At 42.0% G+C, this 19777-nt stretch carries 19 protein-coding genes and 1 pseudogene; 3 read left to right on the plus strand and 17 right to left on the minus strand.

What is annotated here, in order from left to right:
• Positions 1-22: 22 nt before the first annotated feature.
• The 3 genes from ACFQV5_RS08125 to ACFQV5_RS08135 form a co-directional block, all read right to left on the minus strand.
• The gene (locus ACFQV5_RS08125) at positions 23-706 is read right to left on the minus strand and encodes an NAD(P)H-binding protein (protein ID WP_379245461.1); all 684 of its coding nucleotides are present in this window, start codon (positions 704-706) and stop codon (positions 23-25) included.
• Between the two features lie 31 nt (positions 707-737).
• Positions 738-1556 (minus strand): oxidoreductase, encoded by an 819-nt coding sequence (locus ACFQV5_RS08130; protein WP_379245463.1) that lies wholly within the window; start codon positions 1554-1556, stop codon positions 738-740.
• 260 nt (positions 1557-1816) lie between these two features.
• Entirely contained in the window at positions 1817-2362 is a 546-nt protein-coding gene (locus ACFQV5_RS08135; RefSeq protein WP_379245465.1) for a 50S ribosomal protein L25, read from the minus strand.
• A 452-nt stretch (positions 2363-2814) separates the two neighbouring features.
• Here ACFQV5_RS08135 and brnQ point away from each other — a divergent pair, with 452 nt between their 5' ends.
• Positions 2815-4155, plus strand: a complete 1341-nt coding sequence (gene brnQ / locus ACFQV5_RS08140) for a branched-chain amino acid transport system II carrier protein (protein ID WP_379245467.1) — start codon at positions 2815-2817, stop codon at positions 4153-4155.
• Between the two features lie 124 nt (positions 4156-4279).
• Here the strand turns inward: brnQ and ACFQV5_RS08145 are convergent, their stop codons facing one another.
• The 12 genes from ACFQV5_RS08145 to ACFQV5_RS08200 form a co-directional block, all read right to left on the minus strand.
• Positions 4280-4792, minus strand: coding sequence for a DinB family protein (locus tag ACFQV5_RS08145; RefSeq protein WP_379245469.1), 513 nt, complete (start codon positions 4790-4792; stop codon positions 4280-4282).
• 18 nt (positions 4793-4810) lie between these two features.
• Complete coding sequence (locus ACFQV5_RS08150) at positions 4811-5452, minus strand: type 1 glutamine amidotransferase family protein (RefSeq protein ID WP_379245471.1); 642 nt, start codon at positions 5450-5452, stop codon at positions 4811-4813.
• Positions 5453-5555: 103 nt separating this feature from the next.
• Positions 5556-6005 (minus strand): zinc ribbon domain-containing protein, encoded by a 450-nt coding sequence (locus ACFQV5_RS08155; RefSeq protein ID WP_379245473.1) that lies wholly within the window; start codon positions 6003-6005, stop codon positions 5556-5558.
• A gap of 34 nt (positions 6006-6039) precedes the next feature.
• A complete protein-coding gene (locus ACFQV5_RS08160; protein WP_379245475.1) occupies positions 6040-6471 on the minus strand; it encodes a hypothetical protein in 432 nt (143 codons plus the stop codon).
• 31 nt (positions 6472-6502) lie between these two features.
• Complete coding sequence (locus ACFQV5_RS08165) at positions 6503-7024, minus strand: zinc ribbon domain-containing protein (protein WP_379245476.1); 522 nt, start codon at positions 7022-7024, stop codon at positions 6503-6505.
• A gap of 25 nt (positions 7025-7049) precedes the next feature.
• The gene (locus tag ACFQV5_RS08170; protein WP_379245478.1) at positions 7050-9026 is read right to left on the minus strand and encodes a TcaA NTF2-like domain-containing protein; all 1977 of its coding nucleotides are present in this window, start codon (positions 9024-9026) and stop codon (positions 7050-7052) included.
• A gap of 217 nt (positions 9027-9243) precedes the next feature.
• Entirely contained in the window at positions 9244-9846 is a 603-nt protein-coding gene (locus ACFQV5_RS08175; RefSeq protein ID WP_379245480.1) for a class I SAM-dependent methyltransferase, read from the minus strand.
• A 120-nt stretch (positions 9847-9966) separates the two neighbouring features.
• Positions 9967-11319 carry a 6-phospho-alpha-glucosidase gene (locus ACFQV5_RS08180; RefSeq protein ID WP_379245482.1) on the minus strand — a complete coding sequence of 451 codons (1353 nt, stop codon included), beginning with the start codon at positions 11317-11319 and terminating at the stop codon, positions 9967-9969.
• Between the two features lie 20 nt (positions 11320-11339).
• Positions 11340-12920, minus strand: coding sequence for a PTS transporter subunit EIIC (locus tag ACFQV5_RS08185; RefSeq protein ID WP_379245484.1), 1581 nt, complete (start codon positions 12918-12920; stop codon positions 11340-11342).
• A 134-nt stretch (positions 12921-13054) separates the two neighbouring features.
• Positions 13055-13882, minus strand: a complete 828-nt coding sequence (locus tag ACFQV5_RS08190) for a PRD domain-containing protein (protein WP_379245486.1) — start codon at positions 13880-13882, stop codon at positions 13055-13057.
• A gap of 436 nt (positions 13883-14318) precedes the next feature.
• The gene (locus ACFQV5_RS08195; protein WP_379245488.1) at positions 14319-14909 is read right to left on the minus strand and encodes an NAD(P)H-dependent oxidoreductase; all 591 of its coding nucleotides are present in this window, start codon (positions 14907-14909) and stop codon (positions 14319-14321) included.
• A gap of 63 nt (positions 14910-14972) precedes the next feature.
• Positions 14973-15545, minus strand: a complete 573-nt coding sequence (locus tag ACFQV5_RS08200) for a Crp/Fnr family transcriptional regulator (protein WP_379245490.1) — start codon at positions 15543-15545, stop codon at positions 14973-14975.
• Between the two features lie 246 nt (positions 15546-15791).
• Here ACFQV5_RS08200 and ACFQV5_RS25565 point away from each other — a divergent pair.
• A pseudogene (locus tag ACFQV5_RS25565) lies at positions 15792-16483 on the plus strand (YetF domain-containing protein).
• Between the two features lie 65 nt (positions 16484-16548).
• On the opposite strand, the gene ACFQV5_RS08215 reads toward ACFQV5_RS25565, so the two are convergent.
• Positions 16549-17229, minus strand: a complete 681-nt coding sequence (locus ACFQV5_RS08215; protein ID WP_379245496.1) for a TetR/AcrR family transcriptional regulator — start codon at positions 17227-17229, stop codon at positions 16549-16551.
• Between the two features lie 129 nt (positions 17230-17358).
• Between ACFQV5_RS08215 and ACFQV5_RS08220 the strand changes: the two genes are divergently transcribed.
• Positions 17359-18711 (plus strand): MATE family efflux transporter, encoded by a 1353-nt coding sequence (locus ACFQV5_RS08220; RefSeq protein WP_379245498.1) that lies wholly within the window; start codon positions 17359-17361, stop codon positions 18709-18711.
• Positions 18712-18850: 139 nt separating this feature from the next.
• Here the strand turns inward: ACFQV5_RS08220 and ACFQV5_RS08225 are convergent, their stop codons facing one another.
• A complete protein-coding gene (locus ACFQV5_RS08225) occupies positions 18851-19753 on the minus strand; it encodes a helix-turn-helix domain-containing protein (RefSeq protein ID WP_379245500.1) in 903 nt (300 codons plus the stop codon).
• Between the last annotated feature and the right edge of the window lie 24 nt (positions 19754-19777).

Consider the following 19777-nt stretch of genomic DNA (forward strand, 5'->3'; position numbering starts at 1 on the left):
TCCTCCAACTCGAATCGATAACTCATACTCTTGCCGCAAGTGCGGATATCTGCTCGGACTCTAGAACCTCCAAGCTCGGTCCCTCTCTACGCGCAGCCAAGACCATTACTTGAGATACAATTCGACTCTCGATCGCTCTGTACCTGGCAAGTGGTCCAATCATCAATGCACCGATCAAACGGAAAATAACGATAGCTGCTCGCTCACCAGGACGATTCTCAGCTCGATCACCGAACATGAGAGAAGGCTTCAGCACGACGAGACGTGAGAGCCCAAGGAGGGCTAAATCCCGTTCTGTTTCTCCCTTCACACGGTTATAGAATAATTTCGAACGGTCGGACGAGCCCATTGCCGTTACGATTATAAAGCTTGCTGCACCATTTTGGCGAGCAACCCGTCCTAGTGCCAAAGGATAGTCATGGTCGACGCGGCGAAACGCTTCCTGACTGCCCGCCTGCTTAATCGTCGTTCCGAGCGAACAGAAAACGTCCGCGTCCTTGAACATCTCACCTTCCACTTCCTGCTCCAATCGGTCAAACGAAATGTGGCGCTCTTCCAGCTTAGGATGGGACAATCCGATCTCCCGGCGCACAAGTACAACTACGCGATTGTACGCGGGATGATTCAGCAGCATTTTTACAAGTTCTCGTCCGACGAGCCCCGTCGCGCCTGCAACGATCGCCGTTACACCTTGGCTTTTTATCATATAATTAGTCCTCCGTACTTCTTATGCTTTTTCAACTGAATCTTTTGATGATCTTATCGAACATACGATCACTAAAAATAGTTTTAAGGAATACCATAGGCTTCGCACCGAAACCAATTAAATAGCGTGTCTTCGGTCTTTTGACGGTTACAGCTTTACCAATACAGCGAGCTATGGCTTCTGGCTTTGTGAGAAGATTGCCAGTGTAAGTCTTAACCATATTATCAGCTGACCTATTTGCTGCTTGCTCATATGCACCGTTAACAGATACTTTCCGAAGATTCTCAGCAGCAATGATTCCCCAATCCGTTGCGATTCCACCTGGCTCCACTACGATGACATCTATGCCAAATGGCTCGACTTCCATTCGAAGACAATCAGAGAATCCTTCAACAGCAAACTTGGTTGCGTGATACCACCCACCGAATGAAGTCCATACCTTCCCACCCATGGATGAAACATTAACTATTTTACCAAATCGGTTTTTTCTCATGCTTGGCAATACAAGCTGCGTCATTCGAGCAAGTCCAAAAAGGTTAACGTCTATTTGGCGCCGCGCCTCTTCCATGGGAACATCCTCTACCGCTCCGTACGAACCATAGCCGGCATTATTGACGAGGACATCAATACGTCCTTCCTTCTCCAGAATTACATTCACACAATTCACCATAGACTCATCATTGGTTACATCCAAAGATATAGTGTGTATTCCTTGATCGGCAAGATCCTTCATTTTTTCCGTCCGCCGAGCAGCGCCGTAAACGATAAAGCCTCTATTTTTCAACTCGATTGCTGTCTCTCTTCCAATACCTGAAGATGCTCCTGTAATAAGTGCAACTTTTTGTCTCATCTTGTTCCTCCAGTTTACTAAATTGACCTCGAGTCAATTATAAATGACTCAGGGTCAATTGAAAAGAGTGCTCTCACAAGATAAACTTTCCTCAGGAGAGATTTCTATGCGAACTATACGTATGAACGAAGTGATATGGAAGGATTCTTTCACATAAACTGGAAATTATTAATAGTTAACTAACTTACGGACTTAAGGCAAAGTAAAAAAAATGAGCCCGGTACATTGTGTAATGTACTAGGCTCATTTTTATTGCATAATTACGGCTTCGACACCGATACGAGTAGCTCGTTATCCCCGGAGACGACCGTCACTTCGGCTGGCAAGACTAGGTCTTTCACGAAACGCGTTTCTCCGATACCCATCGCGCTGATGTCCAGCTCGACTGAAGTTGGCAAGTTATTCGGCAACGCTTCCACTTCCACATACGGATCCTGAATTTGTACGACCCCTCCCGACTTCGTTCCGATCGGAGTGCCTATGAACTTCACCGCGAGCTTCGTACGAATAATCTTATTTGTCTGAACAAGTTGAAAGTCGGCGTGCAACAGCGCGCCGGTTACCGGGTTCCGATGAAGGTCCTCCAGAAGAACCGTAAGCGGCTGGCCTGTTTCCATCTTCAACTCGATAAAGCCGGAGGCCCCTTGCTTTAACCATTTTTCAAATTGTTTAGTAGAAATGTGAATGATTTCGTTGTCCGCGTGTTTGCCGAATACGACTGCCGGCAAGCGTCCCTCCTGGCGTAAATTCCGCAAACCGGAAGAATTCAATCGCTGACGTCTTTCTGTATGAATACATGCAGTCATGCTTTACCTCTCCTTTACATAAGTGATCTTAAGCGCTGTAACAGCAACCGTCGAACCTCCCCTAATCGGGGATAAATAGAGAAACATAGCATCCCGACCTCCATATCCTTTCAGATCGATAGCAATACATTAAATGTAAAAAACCCGCAAATATAGACGAAGGCACCCCACTGCGAAGAGTGGAATGCCTATAGGTTTCTTTCACCATATCATAGGTTGGTGGCTATGTCGATATGGTACCGCACTGTTGTTAGCAGGCAACTAGGATTCTCTTCACTACAAAACTTATAGTAGTATTCTTCTCATTAGGGTATCCTAACAGATACCACTTTTGTTTCAATGGACTCTCTTTCGTTTCTAAACTATAATAGGTGTTATCGAATTTTATCGAATAATGTAGAAATAAAGAAGTAAATAACAAAAAATGAATTTTGATACTGGAGAGACATTATATGCAACGCATTCCTTTTAGTAAAACTTTGACAATCGGACTCATGCTATTTGCTCTATTCTTCGGGGCGGGAAATCTCGTATTCCCCGCGATGATGGGCCAAAATGCAGGAGATCAATTTTGGCAAGCAAACTTGGGTTTCCTGATCACGGGCGTCGGCCTGCCTTTGCTTGGAACGTTGGCGCTCGGATTTTCCGGCTCGAAAAACTTGCTCGCATTAATTAATCGCGTGCACCCTTGGTTTGCCTTCGGATTCACAACTTTACTCTACTTAACAATTGGACCGTTGTTTGCCATGCCGAGAACCGGCAGCGTTTCATACGAAATCGCTGTTAAGCCATATATCGATGCGGAGCATGGTACGCTAGCCATGGCGGTCTTCACCGTATTATTTTTCGCGGTGACCTTACTTCTTTCCATTAACCCGGCCAAAATGGTTGATATCGTAGGAAAGATACTGACACCTATTTTGATCGTATGCATCGCAGTGTTGGCGATCGTAGCCATTGCGGCACCCCTAGGCACACCTCAAGAACCGGGAGCCGGTTATGCCTCCCACGCCTTCTTTAAAGGTTTCCAAGAGGGCTATTTGACGATGGATGCGCTCGCCGCATTGGTATTCGGCATTATCGTTATCAACGCTATTCAGGAGAAAGGTATCACCGAGCGCAAAAGCATTCTAGCCGTCTGCTTCCAAGCTGCCTTAATTGCAGCATCAATGCTCGCTGTTATATACACATCCTTGACTTATATCGGAGCTAGCAGCGTATCCACTTTCGGCATTCTAGCCAATGGTGGTGAGGTATTAACCTCAGTGACGAACCATTATTTCGGCACATTCGGAGGATTTGTACTGGGCATCATTGTTCTGCTTGCCTGTCTGACGACAAGCATCGGCCTGACCACCGCATGTAGCAGCTATGTACAAAAGATCATTCCAGGTATGTCTTACAAAAGTATTTGCATCATCTTGAGTGTTATCAGCGCCCTGTTGGCCAATATCGGTCTAGATCAATTAATCCAATTTTCCGTGCCGGTTTTAGCGATAATCTACCCGGTGGCTATCGTACTCATCTTGCTGACATTCTTGCATGATTTCTTTAAAGGTAAGCGCACCGTGTACGGGGTGAGCCTGCTGCTGACTTTCCTCGTCAGCCTGGTTGACGGCCTTAAAGCTACCCCGCTAAATATAGAGCCGATCCATGACTTGTTTACCCAGTACTTACCTCTGTATGGTATCGGATTGGGCTGGCTTATTCCAGCTATCGTGGGAGCGCTGATCGGCCTTCTACTGCCTGGGGGACATAAGGGACAACAATCTTCTAGTCTCTTAGAGGACTAATATGTAGGCTACGCCGCTCAACAACATTATGTAATTTTATAAAGAGGAATAAGCCGCTTCTCCTAATGGAGAGGCGGCTTTAATTTGTATACCATATCAATTTTCGACTACGGTTTATTCTCCCCTAGACTTCCTGTCGTTCCACTAAATAAAACAAATAATCGGTCGGAATCCCAGCATACCCTTGTTGCCTTAGCATCGCGGTCACATTACCCCGATGGTAGGTCCCATGGTTAACCACATGACTCAAGATGTCAGAGAAACGCGTATCAAGACTGCCGTATCGCGGATGCTCAATTGTCATTGCTTTATCCAGATCAGGTGTACGACGCAGCAAATCTCGGAATTGGTCAGTGACGCCAGCGAAGAGCTGCCTCATCTCGTCCACCGTTTTTCCTTGTGCTTCCTCTCTCCAGCCCGGGATTTTCGGGAAAATGTCACCCGTAGGAACTTCAGCTAGCACGAGCATATAGAGCTGTTCGAATAAGTACATATGTTCAAGCGTTTGCGACACGGACGGAAACACGCTCACCACTTCAGCATGAAACACATCGGTTGGAAGCTTCTCCAGATGAGAGAACAACTGCTCGTTCGCCCAAACATGATACTCATATAATGAATGCGGATGTTGAAGCATAAGCGATTCCACCTCTCCTTAACTCCTCGTTTTCTGGATCGAGTCCATTAACTCGATGAAGTATTTTTCTTCATGAGTCTGGTAAAGATCGAACCATGCACGTAATGTATCTGGTGCAAATACATCCAGTGCATTCAAAGCATGCATCGCAAATTCAAGCGGAGCTATTCCTGATGCCGTAATCAGGTTTCCATCCGTTACTGCCGGTTCCATTTCATACAATTGTTCTCCATTATAATTCGGACAAATCATTTTCATATATTCTAGATTGTTGCTTGTATGCCTTCTTGAGTCTAGTAATCCTATCCTTGCAAGTCCCATGGTTGCACCGCAGATTGCCGCCACAACAGTACCTTCTTTTAATGATGCAGCAACTTTTCTCAATACAGGTTCGTGAATAGCCTCCATCCACGTATCCCCACCCGGAAGAATGACAATATCCTTCCCCTCCAGAATACACTCATCGATAGAAATGCTAGGAAGAATTTTCAATCCCCCCATTGTCGTAATAGGGTTTTGATCAATACCTACTGCAACGACCTCTATGGGCGCTAATCCTTTTTTGAAATACCTTCCCGTGTTCAGCTCTGCAATCAGATAACCCACTTCCCAGTCTGACATCGTATCAAATACATAAAGATAAGCTTTTGGGGTATACACAGACACACACTCCTCGCAATTTGATTAATCTATATACCCATTATAAAAAAACCTTACTGACAGCTTCCGTCAGTAAGGTTTTTTAAAAACAAGAAAAACTAGATTATTCTATCTTCGCTCCGCAGGAGGTGCAAAATGCAGAGTCGCTCTCTATCTGCAAGCCGCAACTGGTACAAAATGCATTCACTGGCTGCTCTACTACAACCGGAGCTGGTACAAGGACGCGGTCCTCTTCCTTCACTTCGCTACCACAGGAGTTACAGAATCTAGACTCCGCAGGGATGATGGCACCGCAACTGCATCGTTTTTCCCCTTTAACCCGAAGCAACTGTACTTCCAACGATTCAATCTCAAGTTCCACTTGTGTAATCGCATTGGAGCTGTGTTGAATTTGCTCTAACACTTCCTGGAAGTTTCCTCTTTGATTCGCTAAATGAACAATCTCTCCGAGCTTTTTCAGATGCACATTTCTCTCTTCGCGCTTGCTTGAGATTTGGGAGCTTATTCGTGTAGTTTCTACAGTTTGTGCTGCTTTGTCTTTTACTTGATTCATACCGGATTTCATTTTATCTAAGAAACTCATAATCTCACTCTCCAACTTTCTCCAATTTCAGAGCATAGGACGATGTCGTATATTTAAATAGCGCATAGCCCAGGAACACATATACAGCAGGCATAATCATACCCGATAAGGATAAGCCCGTAAATGGAAATAGCATAATAAATGCATATGCCCACAACGCATAGGGCGTGTATTTCACATTATTCGAAGCAAGTGTCGTCCAAACCGTAAGAAAGAATACGACATGCACCAGCGATGCGATTGGAATCGTGTAAAAAATCGTGTTCAATGTACGATAAGAGCTTACCGGCAGAAAATTATACAACAACTCTCGTAACAACTTTATGCCTAGTGCTCCGAATAATAACTTTAGCTCAATTGCCCTTACGAACGGGTACCACTTCATCGTCTGGAACCAGTTGCTGAGTTCACTTAGTACTTTCGAAAATTGTTGCATGGCTATTCCCCCTAGCATTTTTTACAAGCAATTAAAAATTATAAAAACTGTCATCGATGTACCATTTACTCCCTACCTGAATTAAATCTATAGACTCTTCTGTCCTCTCTACTTCATCCCCGTATTGGACCTCAACCATATACTCAACCGTTGCTTCTTTGCCGTCGATTTCCACATCAAGAATTTTGTAATCCTTAACCTTAACCGGTGAGTCCTTCATCATTTCTTTATATTGCTCTTTGAAGAATGTCAATTCCGACTTGGTCATCTCGTTATCCGGTTTGAAGAAGTTGTACATTTTTTCGATATCCTGCTTTTTGACGGCTTTAATAAAACCGGTAACTGTTTTATACGGGCTAGACATATTCGCCTCACCGCCGAACATTTTAGGTATAAAGAAGATAATGAGAACCGCAATAACGGCAATAATGCCCCATTTTTTATAGTTAATCGTAGCTGTCTTAGCCTTGATCGGCTGACTGATCGGTTTGCCGCAATTTCCGCATTGACTTTCATGTTCTTGAATCTTGGTCCCGCATTGTCCGCAGTACATTGTATTAGCCACCTTGTCCGATTTGTTATTTTTCTACTGTTTTAATTAAAGTGTGAATCTTCCATTCTCCGTTTTGTTCTACTAGCTTATATGTACTCGTATAGCTTCTTTCCTTCCGATTTCCATCCTTATCGATAATGTTGTAAGTGTCATTGGTTGTCACCTCAACACTTATATCGTCCAACACACGAAAAGAAATGGCTTGTACATCCAGAAGCTCTTCGGTAATTCCCTTCTTCTCTAAATAGGGGATATATTTCTCCGATTCTTCGTATGCCGGTCCGGCTGGATCCAATAGACCAGATACTAGACTGAAATCTCTACTATTAATGGCCTCAACAGATAATGACAAGTAATTGTGCATAATCGTTTGCACGGAAGCTAGATCCACTTGATTCGCCGCGCTTTGTACCGTCGATTCATGCGCAACTACATCTTGTTCCCTAACCTCCTTCAGGTTATCACTGAAATCTTCGCCGTCGTAAAAGACCAACACTGCATCCATTAACCATCGCTGCTCTTTCTCGTCATAAATCAGCGTATAATATCTGCCCTGTGATTCTTCGATCCCTGCGTCCCAAGCTTTCCCCTCTTTGTACTGATACCTGTAGTTGCCTGTGGCCAGCACGGTCAGCCTCCATTGCCCCTCGTTCTGGGAGACTATAAAGTTATCCAAATCGAAGGTCGAGCCCAGATATGTCGTTCGCTGTGCCTCCTGGCTCTGCTTGATTCGATCCGCAATTGTCTGCTCATAGCTAATTATGTTATCCGTTACCAAGTCCAGCGACGTCAGATCACCCGTTGTATAAGCTTTTACTTCATCACGGTTAAATTGCACAATTTGCTCGATCAGCTTATCCTCAAACGCAGCATCTTGAATATCCCCTATATTGAGATAAACGACGCTGTCCTCGACTGGCATTTCTTCAGTTCGCATCTTACCCCACGGCGTCTCCATCTCAATCAAGAACTTCGCTGTGCCGTCCATAGGAACTGGACCAAACCATGGTGTCTCGAATGGATTGATACCCGTTGCCTTACCGTTTACAAGGAGCTCTCCTTTTAGACCCGTTACATCGTAAAAGCCAGTATTGATTTCAACTTCTGCGCCGTCCAGCTCCATATATGCTGTGTAATCTTGCCCTCCACTCATGGCTGTCTCGGTTTCTTTTCGCTCAAGATCGATCCAGTCGGTATGCAGCACCGCCTCAAGCTCGAAGACGCCTGGGAAATATGGACCAAAGGTCTGGTCGAAATCTGCTTCCTTCGCGACCGCCACTTCTTCTCCATTAATTTTAATAATCGTGTCTTTATAATTGGTTGCAACATTAATATGTACGGGGTTTATATGAAGTTTATATTCTTTGAAAATAAACGCTATTTTCCCCTTTTGCTGAAGCACTACCTCGTGGCTCGTATCACTCTCAACCACACTGCCGCTTTCCAGCATAAAAGACTGCTTACGCAAATCTTTCACTATATCGCTTACAAACTCATTATTTTCCTTTAAATAATCCACATAGCTTTTGACGGTCTGCTCGTTAATGACCAGCTTCTCCTCATCAGAAGCAAACATGGAAGCCATCACTTTGTAATCTTGTGATTCGATTGCTTCCTCAAATCGGCTAAATAATCGTTCATCCGATGTCCAATAACTTCCGAATTGATAGCCCCCTACCAGCAGCGCTGCAACTAGAAGTAGCGAAGCTGCTAGAATGATTCGGATACGCTTCTTTCCTGTTCGGGTCGCAGGACTCTGCTTTGGTGCGTGCGATGCAGCGATAACAGCCTCAGCCTGTACAGGCTCGCTTGGCAGCTCCTTCATCTGGTTGGCTTCTTCTGGCTTCAACGGAGCAGGCGCCTCTTCAGCTGCGTTGTTTACTGCTTGCTTCGGTGCTGAATTTGTTTCTTCTGCATTTGTTTTTGCTCCGCAGTTTTTACAAAACCTTGAACCTGTCGTGACTTTAGAACCACATTGACTGCAAACCTGCAATTGTACCATTCCTCTTCCCTTATGTATGATGATAAATAATGTAATATACGCCTAGGTCAAAAGATACACTTTTCCCATTATATAACTGGTTTTTTTATACTGTAAAGAGATAAATGATTTTACATTGATAATATTTCCTGAATTCCAAATATAAGAGCAGAAAAAAGACTTGCTACACGTTTTATCGACAGCAAGTCCTCGCATTAAAAACCACAAGACTAGAAGTTTACTTTTGAGAATCAAGAATAAACATAGATGCATCTTGACCCATAAATATTTTACTTCCCGAATAAAAAGTTTTGGATTGAATATCCCTATACCCTATTTTAGTCATGATGTCAGTTAGCTCTTCTTGATTAAATCCGTTATGAACGAGATCTGAAACTACTTTTTCATTCTTATCAAAGTCTACAATTATTAAATGTCCTCCTTCATTCAGAACATCAAATAGCCTGGATAGAATCATTTCAACATCATGAATATGAAGTAGAACCTGAACCATAAAAATATAGTCAGCATGTAAACCAGAGTGGCTGCCCTTTTCAAAATCAAAACATAATGTATCTGCATTCTCTAAATTTTGATCAGCAATTTTTTGCTTTATTTGATGAATCATCTTTGGTGACGTATCCAGAAAAAGAATAGAATTAAAATCATTTAACAACCTCATTCCGACAAGACCCGTTCCACACCCAAAATCAATAGCATTCTTACTTTTAGCATCAACTACATATTCACGAATGGCATCTGCTGATACCTGTGCAATCTCAATTCTTTCTGGAGTGTCATACATATTCGCTATCATTTCAAACTTATCCGTATTTCCCATTGTTTTATCTCCTATCTCATTACCGTCCTCCCGTTACTATAACAAAAATCGCCGTCCGATTCCCAATAAGGAGCGTGAACGGCGACAATTTTTAAGTGATCACATGAGTAGCAGGCAGAATTACTTCAATTCAGGCCAATAACCTTTATTAGCTTCAATCATATCGTCCAAGATTTGTTTAGCTACGCGAGCACTTGGAACGGTTTTATTGAGTGTGAAAGCTTGCAGAATTTTTTGATAACTGCCTTCAATAGCACCTTCCACAATAAGCTTCTCACTGTTTAGCTGCTGCATCATTAACCCTTGCTGGAACAAAGAAATATTGTCTTGAGCAATTACTTCTGGACCCTTCTTCCCAATGTATGCAGGTACTTCTACCATGGCATCATACGGCATGTTAGGGAGTGCTCCACGATTCTCAACAATGACCAAGAAGCGTTGGCGCGTATCATTTTTGAGGGCAATGGCTAGATCACTAATCCAGTTACCATGTGCACCGGCATAGAATGCTTCTCCATTAATCTCACCTGTTTTCAAGAATTGTTCTATACCATCAAACAGATTCTTTTCACGTGTTTCCATAACTTCATTCGCACGTGTGTGATTTGGATTCGCTGCTTCTACAGCTTCTTTCGTTAAGAGATAATAGTTCAAATACGTATTTGGCAGATAGTCCGGGAAGTATTCAGTCATTTCATACATCGTTTCCCACACATGAACCCAAGAGCTAACGGCATGACGATTATCCGCATTTAGGTTTTTCTTGATGTTCTCAATATATGATTCTGGTAACAAGATTTGATGTTTCTTCATATATGCTTTGACTTCTGGGAGTATATCACGTCCTTGATGTGTCATACTTGTAAACCATCCAAAATGGTTCAAACCAAAATAATCGTATTCAATTTCTGTGTAGTCTTTAATTCCTAATGACTGAGCAATGATATCAACAATTGCAATTGGCATATCGCAAATATTAATAATACGCGCATTTGGACGAAGTTTACGGCATGCTTCAGATACAATGGCAGCAGGATTGGAATAGTTTAAAATCCAATGATCTTTTTTAGCGTATTTCTCTGCGTCATCAATGACCTTCATCATTGGGAATATGGTACGCAGTCCATAAGCAAGTCCACCAGGGCCACATGTTTCTTGACCCACACATCCATATTTCAATGGGATTTTCTCATCTTGCTCACGCATTGCATATTTTCCAGTACGGATTTGAGCAAAGATAAAGCTAGCGTCGGTGTATGCTTCTTTCTCATCTGTAGTAACTGTCAGCTTAATATCTGTTTTCAATTCTTCCTTTAAGATCCAATTAACTACAATCGCTACCTTATCTTGACGTTCTTTATCAATATCAAACAGACGGATTTCAGTAACCTCTAACTCTTCACGACGCAGTGCAATGGACTTTACGATTCCTGGAGTAAATGTACTTCCCCCACCAGCTATAGTTATAATCATTTATAAACACCTTCTCTTTCCTATTTTTGTTTTTCTAAATATGCGTCAACTGCTTTACGAACTTCGGGAACTTGTAGACCATAGATAATCTGAATGTCATTGTTTTTCTTTACAATCCCGCTATTTGGATATTGCTTAAGGAGATTATCATTGATCTGTTCTGCATCCTTCACATTCACTCGTAATCTCGTAAAGCAATTTTCAACCTCGTTAATATTATCCTTACCACCAAGCCCATTTACGATATTCTCCACATCGACTTCTTCTAGTGCACCTTGTGCTTGTGGCATTGCTTGCTCGGATGAAGGCTTTGCAATTTGAACTGCATTCACATCATCTTCGCGGCCAGGTGTTTTCAACTTCAACTTCTTAATCAAGAAGCTAAAGATCACAAAGTAAGCAACGATTTGAAGTGCACCTAATAAGAAGTACATCGGATAACTTGTTTTTTCTACACCCAATACAACGTTCATAATGACGGAGTTCAATAAGCCTCCACTCATTGCTGTCACACTAAAGAGCTTTAATAAGACGATAAATATTCCAGCGAGTACAGCGTGTATAAAGTAAAGTAATGGAGAAACAAAAACAAATAAAAAGTCTAATGGTTCTGTAATAGAAGCGATCGATGCTGTAATCATCAATGGGATAATTAATGCAATGGTCTTTGCTCTATTCTTCTTATGTGCTGTATAGATAAATGCCAGACCAATACCGATATAAGCGAACATTTTCGTGAATCCCATCGCCATCATGTAGTAAATGGAATCAGAGAACGGTATGGAAGGATTATTTAATTCAGCCATAACAACCGCATATGCCCCGGAGAAGGTTTGTCCACCTATCGTTTGAACACCACCAACCTCTGTAAATAAGAAAGGTGTATACACCAAGTGATGCAATCCAGTCGGCACTAAAAGTCTTTCCAGGAAACTAAATAGGAACAAACCAAACTCATTTGTTTTGGATATAACTCCTGTCAAAGCATTGATTAAATCTTGTACATACGGCCATACCCACACGGATATCGAACCTAAAAACATAGATACAAAAATCATCACAAAAAACGAGAACCTGACCCCGGATATCATCTGAAACACCGGGTTTTTAATTTGCACATGATTTGTCCTGTTAAATACATAACCTACAACACAACCAAGGATAATCCCGCTAAACACGCCCATGTCTAACACTTGAATTCCCAATACCTGTGCTTGACCGGTTCCATAGAAACCCATCTCACTTGGCGTGATTAACATATTAAACGTTTTTAATCCGATGTTATTGGATGTTAAAAATACTAAATATGATAGTAAACCAACGATTGCTGCACTGTGCTTTTCTTTTTTAGCAAATGCTGTAGATAATCCAACAACAAATAACAAACCTAAATTATTGATAATTGCCATGACCGCTTGATAAATAAGATTACCGATAAACTGAATGGGTCCCCACTGTAAGAATGGCAATACATCTAGTAATGTTTTGTTGGTCAATAGTACACCGAAAATCATGATCATACCGATGACGCCAACGTACATGATTGGCTGTACCATCGATTTAGAGAATTGTTCTAATAGGGACATGACCTTTTTTTTCATGAACAACTTCCTTTCTTATTTTAAAAGAAAAGACCCGAAACATGTCGTAAACCACCCACGGAAAAAGAAAGTCTTTATCCCTTGAATGATTTCAACATGATCCAGGTCTTGCCGGTCCATTGACCGTAACAATCCTATTTAATATTTCTTAGAAGATGAATCATTAAATATACTTGTTCTTCTGTCGAAAGCTGATATGAAAAGGTGTTTTCAACAAAAGAAGTTATTTCATGAAGACATCGTTTAAGATCCGGATCCTTCCGAATTAATAAATCGTATATGTCTTCACTTTCTTGAAAGCTTACTGTCTCTTTCATAAAGATGCGCTGTGCAAGAAACTTTAAATGCGTGAGCAGCCGATGAGTATCTAATGTATCATCCTTTAAATCAATATGATAAATGTCAAAGATAATATCCAGAACACCTTTGCTCAGCTTCAAAATATTTGTTGTATTATCCTTGCCCACATTCAATCTTGCGTTCACGATATGAATAGCGATGTACCCTGCTTCATCCATTTCCAACTGAATCCCGATGGTTTCGCGTATTTTGTCTAATCCCCATACACCTATTGAAAATTCTTTAGGATAGAGCACCTTGATTTCGTTTAACATCAAGTTGGGTAAATTAACATTCTGCTTGTATCGTTCAACTGCAAAACTGATGTGATCTGTGAGTGATATCAATACCATATTGCTAAGCTCGATATCTAGCTTTTCTTTCGCTTCATCCGCAATCTCTTGAGAGATTTGGAGGTATTCAATAGATGTGTTCTCCATAAGCTTGTAAAATCTTGCTTTTTCCTCATCCTGAATGACAAAGAGCTTCTCGACTTTATTAGAATCGATCAAATCTCCTACTTTTTTGCGAAATCCAATACCTGAACCCTGAACAACTGCCTCTTTATTATCATCGGTAATTGTGGCCACAACATTATTATTAAAAATCTTGTAGACTCTCATGATTAAACCTCCAATAAAAAAAGACCTAAATATCACGATACGTGCTGCGCGCATATACACACGTATCGTGAAACTTTAGGTCTTGCCTGCCATAGCAGTAACAATCCAGATATTTATGGATAAATCATACTCAATATTAATTATCCTGTCAACGCTTTCAGGTATAAATTTTCCAGAGTCTTTCGCACTTATGAAAAAGCCCCTCCCACTACGTCGGTCGACCTATTTTGATGTTGAAGCTCAATCTCCTCATGCACATGGAGAACGATAAGGACTAGAAGGAGTATCGTCAACACCCGATGTAATAACATCCAGCGCTTCTTTAACTTTCTACGAAACATATAGGTAAGCGCCAGAAGCAAGGCGACAAAGAGACAGACCGTACCCAAATTAAGCGTAAAGAGTTTAGTCATAAATTGCATATCAAAAATCATATCTACTTTAAATCGGTAAATCGTTTTTCTATTTTTCCGAGCCACTTTTCTCTTTTTTCTCGAGAACTAGCTTTGACCATATTCAAGCTCAACCATTTCACATTTTTAATACCTGATTTCTTTAGCGTTCCTCGTATGAGCGACTTTTTAATAGCATCACCATACATGAACTTATACATCATTGCGGGTGTGTTCATCGTGGTAATCACTGTAGCAGATTTAAGATTATCCATCAGTGTCACCATTCCATAACCTGATCTTGTATATTCATAGGTCTCTCCAGGAAAGATGACTTTATCAATGAATCCTTTCATTAAAGCAGGCATTAACTCCCACCAAATAGGAAAGATAAAAACCAGATGATCTGCTGCTTTTATACGCTGTATATAATCCATAGCTTGTGGATCAATGGATTTTTTATTTCTAAAGGCTAATAAGTCTTTCGCTGTCATAACAGGATTAAATTGATCTTGATCCAAATGTATGACGTCAGTTTTATGACCTGCTTTATCAAGACCCCTTTTAACGGATTCTAAGATAGCATGACAATAGCTTCCTTCATAAGGATGATTAAAAACAATGGCAACTCTCATAATAAATATCCTCCACTTCATGATTTACTATGAGATTTTAACGCTCTATGTCAGATTGACGCATTAACCATTGTTAATATCGGATGAAATTCTACTGCGAATTCTACTTAAAGAAACAGGCGTTATACCTAAATACGACGCAATATAATGATGAGGAACGCGTTCTAAAAGTTGCGGGTTATTGGAGCATAACTCCATATACCTTTTTTGAGGAGAATCTTTTATTCGCGAAAGAAATAGTTTCGTGTACTTCACAAATCTATCAGCCAATTTTTCTGAGAAATATTCCTTTAGTTGTGGAAACATGGTGAGCATTTTTTGATAATCGTCTTTTTCAATCAGTATAAGATGTGAGAACTCAACCGTTTCTATGTTAAATAAACTCGTTTCATTGTTATAAAAGCTTTCAAAGGAAGATACCTCTTGTTGTTCGAAAAAAAATTGAAAAGTAATATCTCTTCCATCATCATTAAACCACAGTCTCAAGCAACCTTGATTTATAAAGTATATACGACTCGCTATTTCTCCTTCTCTTAAAAGAGTTGTCTTTGGAGGAACTCGAATCTCAGTAAACATACTTTGTAATTCTTCCCAATTGTCTCTTATATAAGGTATATGATTAAAATATGACTTCATCTGCTGTTCATCTCCCTATAATGACTATTTTATATTAGATTGCGAACAGTACCCGTAGTCCTCAGGACATTTGTCAAAAGACGACCTCCCCATCCTGATTTTCATAGGATTGCCTACTGCAAGCAGCACACTCGTTTGCTCTTTCGTACAGCCGTGCATCTTCATTAGATTCCTTTCACTTAACAAGTATAACCAATGATAATAAAGACCACTCTATAGCTATCTGTTATGCAAGGGGTTCAGCTCATGACATATGGGGAGATTCTATTTCGTACGGCAACGTCCTTTGTTGCTCTACTTGTTTTGACGCGCCTGCTCGGTAAAAAACAACTCGGACACCTAACGTTTTTCAATTATGTAACAGGGATTACTTTCGGCTCCACCACGGCCGAGATTATCGTCAACAGACAAATCACACTGCTGCAAGGAATAGCTAGCTTGCTCTTATGGTCGCTCTTGGCGTTCATTATCGCATGGATTGGATTGCACTCCGTCAAAGCTCGTGAGATTCTCGATGGCCAGCCTACGATTCTCATCAAAAAAGCGAGATTTTGGAAAAGGCACTGGCTAAACAGCATCTCAACGTCGACGATTTAACCATGCTGCTTCAGAATAAGGACGTCTTCTCACCCGAAGAAGTCGAATTTGCAATTCTGGAACCTGACGGTAAACTCAGTGTGTTGAAGAAAGAAGAACTACTGCCTGCAACAAAAAAAGATATAAAAGCAACCGTTACACCTATTCAAAGAATCCCGACGGAGCTTATCATTGATGGCAAAATCGTAGAAAAAAACCTTAAAAAAATGGATGTCTCCGTTGCCTGGCTCAACCAACAATTAAAGAAAGCCAGCATTCATTCTTTGGATCAAGTATTTTACGCAGAGATCCAAATGGACGGGACACTGTATATCGACAAATACCATGATTCGATCCCATAAAAAGTACTTGGCACAGAAAATAGCAAACCGCTCATCCAATAATCGGATGAGCGGTTTTTTACTCTCTACTTCTCCTGCTCCTTTATCACCTGTTCAATCCCGAGCAGTATCACCTTCAAACCGAACTCAAACGCCACGTCAGTCCCCATCAACTCGAACAACCCGTTCGTGAACATCCTCCGGAACAGTCCAGCATCCGCATCGCTCATGGAGTCCAGCAGGCGAATCAGATCATCCTTTGGAAGCTCTCCCTGCTCCTTCATGATCGCAGAGACATTGCGCTCATGTTGATAATCGTCAAGAACGAAGTAGAAGACATAGTTCACAAGCGTAGTAACCACTTGCATCTTCTGCTCTTGCTCAAGCGGCGTCGATTCCACGCAGAGGAGCATGCGGTTAGTGAACCGGATGATGTCCGGTTCGTGAGGCAGCGTCATCATCATGAGCTGCGTAGAACAGGGGTATCGGGTAAGTACGCTTCGCATCGTTATCGCAAGCCCTGTCAGCTGTTCCTTCCAGTCCCCCTCGGAGTGAAACTCCTCCAGAATGATTTTCGATACCTGGTTAGCCAGACGTTGATAGAGTTGCTGCTTGCTTTTGAAGTACCAATACAATGAAGGAGCCTGAATCCCAAGCCTGTCGGCCAGTCGTCTCATACTGAGTTTCTCGATGCCATCCTCACCCAGAAGCTCCCATGAGGTTTCCAAAATCTTATCCTCCGATATCTGAGGCTGCTGTTTTTTCATCGGTATCCGTCCTTTTATCTAACAGTGTAAGTTTGTGCTTTACAGATTTATAAGATCATGATACCATCTAACACTGTAAGGTTCAATCTAACAGTGTTAGACAATCATGAAAAGAAAGAAGTGATCCACATGGATGCAGAAAACCTCTATTACTTTGAAAAAGCACCGGTCGCAAAAGCCGTAGCTCATTTCGCTGTACCCATGATGCTAGGTACATCAATGAGTGTCATCTATTCCATCTTGAATGCCTACTTCCTTGGGACGCTCCACAATACCGCCATGCTAACTGCGCTCGCATTAACCTTGCCGTTATTCGCGGTCATTATGGCGTTAGGCAACTTGATTGGCATGGGCAGCGGTACATTCATCTCCCGTTTGCTGGGAGAGAAAAAATATGATGATGTAAAGCATGTGTCTTCATTCGCTTTTTATAGCAGTTTAGTTCTTGGTCTAATCGTCATTGCCGTCGGTCTCCCGTTGATTGATATGATCGTTAATGGACTGGGAGCAACAGCTGACTCCTTCGGATTCACGAAAGAATATGTCACGATTATGCTAATCGGTTCCCCATTCGTTATATTATTCTTCACGCTTGAGAATATCGTGCGCTCAGAAGGTGCGGCAATCACGTCGATGATTGGCATGATTCTCAGCGTTGTCGTGAATATTATTCTCGATGCGCTAGTCATTTTTGTCTTCCATTTGGGCGTCACCGGCGTTGCATCCGCTACGGTCATTTCCAACTTGGCTGCGAGTGTATTCTACGCCTTCCATATGGGATATAAGAGCCAGTTCTTAACCGTCTCCGCAAAATGGTTCAAGGCTACCAAAGATATTCTGAGCAACGTATTCAAAATTGGAGTTCCTGTCTTTATAATGAGTATCTTTTTGGGTGCAATGTCGCTCATCTTAAACCATTTTCTTGTCGAATATGGGGATCAGGCTGTAGCAGCCTACGGAATTTCATCACGTTTACTGCAATTTCCTGAGTTTATTCTGTTGGGCTTATGCGAAGGAGTCGTGCCGCTCATTGCCTTTTCTTTTACAGCGAATAAATTACGCATGAAGCACACGATCCAATTTACGATCAAAGCGATTGCTGCGTTAGCTGTCGTGTTCGGCATTATCGTCTATCTGATTTCAGACAACTTAATTGGTTTATTTACGAATGACCCACAATTAATTGAAATGGGCAGTTACATTCTGCATGTAACGTTCTTATCCTTGTTCATTACAGGGATGACCACTTTGTTTACTGGAATCTTTCAAGCAACAGCACAAGGAACCGCCGCATTTATTATGTCAATTATTCAAGGGATTACTCTGATTCCTGTGTTGTTTATCGCCAACCACACGAATGGCTTCCACGGGGTGGTCTGGTCGCTCGTCATTGCCGATGCTGTCGCGTTCCTTGTTGGAGCTTTCATGCTGTATGTTTTACGGAATAAATTGCAGCCGGATTTGGAGAGTTTAGTTCACTAAGAAACAAACAGATTAGTACGCAAAAAGGCAGGTTCAGGTTATCCCCTGATCCTGCCTTTTCTATATATGGATCAATTGAATCAGAGCCGGCATCCAACCAACTTATGATACGGTTCACCACTCTGTCATCCTTAAACTTCTAATATCTTTTCACTGGTCGCAACACTGCATAACCATAACCCTCTGGGAAATGGCGTTGGTAGTCCTGTTTGATCCCTTCATCCCATTCGTATCCCATACTTTGGGGATCGAAGTTCCATGCTACCTCTTCAGTTGTTCTCATAACAGCACCATTATCTTTTAGGTAGTCAAAAGGCGGATGGAAAAAGACCAAATATTCCGATTCCGGAATTTCTCTGCATTCCATACATTCCGGAATCGGTCCATCATACTCCAGTGAAACAGGGATTCCATACAAGTACCCCTTTTGACCGTTCTGGTAGAACCATCCTGCCGTCTGACCAAGTTGTCCAGGGAGAGCATGATTGGACATACTCTCCAACGTACCGCTGATCTCATCACAAGAGTGACCGTTTCTCCAGAAGTCCCCATAGTTTGTTACGGAAATGTCCCAGATGCCGATAAATTTATGCGTCGGAATGAACTCGACTTTGATCTCCGCTGATTGCAAATGTACCTTACTCATCTTATCCCGCTCCTTGATCAAATAATGATAAGGCGAGAATACCTCCTGACGAATAGCCAATGGAATAGGTCGAGGTGCTCTTTGGTATGCTGCAGGGGTGAGCCGAAAAGCCTTATTGAATGCTCGGGTAAATGCCTCTTGTGATGAAAAACCATACTTCACGGCAACATCCAGAACCCGTTGATCCGTGTCCCGAAGCTCCAGGGCGGCACGGCTGATCCTTCGAGTCCAGATGTAATCCCGCAATGTCATCCCGGTTAACTGATTGAACTGCCTCGAACAATAATAAGGGGAATAACCTAACTGTTCTGACATCTGCAATAGAGAGGTGCTCTCCGTAATATTGCTCTCCACCCAGTCTACCATTTGCTGGACCATTTCATTCCACTCGTACATGGAAGTCCTCCCTCCTTTCCTTTG

Source organism: Paenibacillus sp. GCM10028914, assembly GCF_042666275.1.
Taxonomy (GTDB): domain Bacteria; phylum Bacillota; class Bacilli; order Paenibacillales; family Paenibacillaceae; genus Paenibacillus_AQ.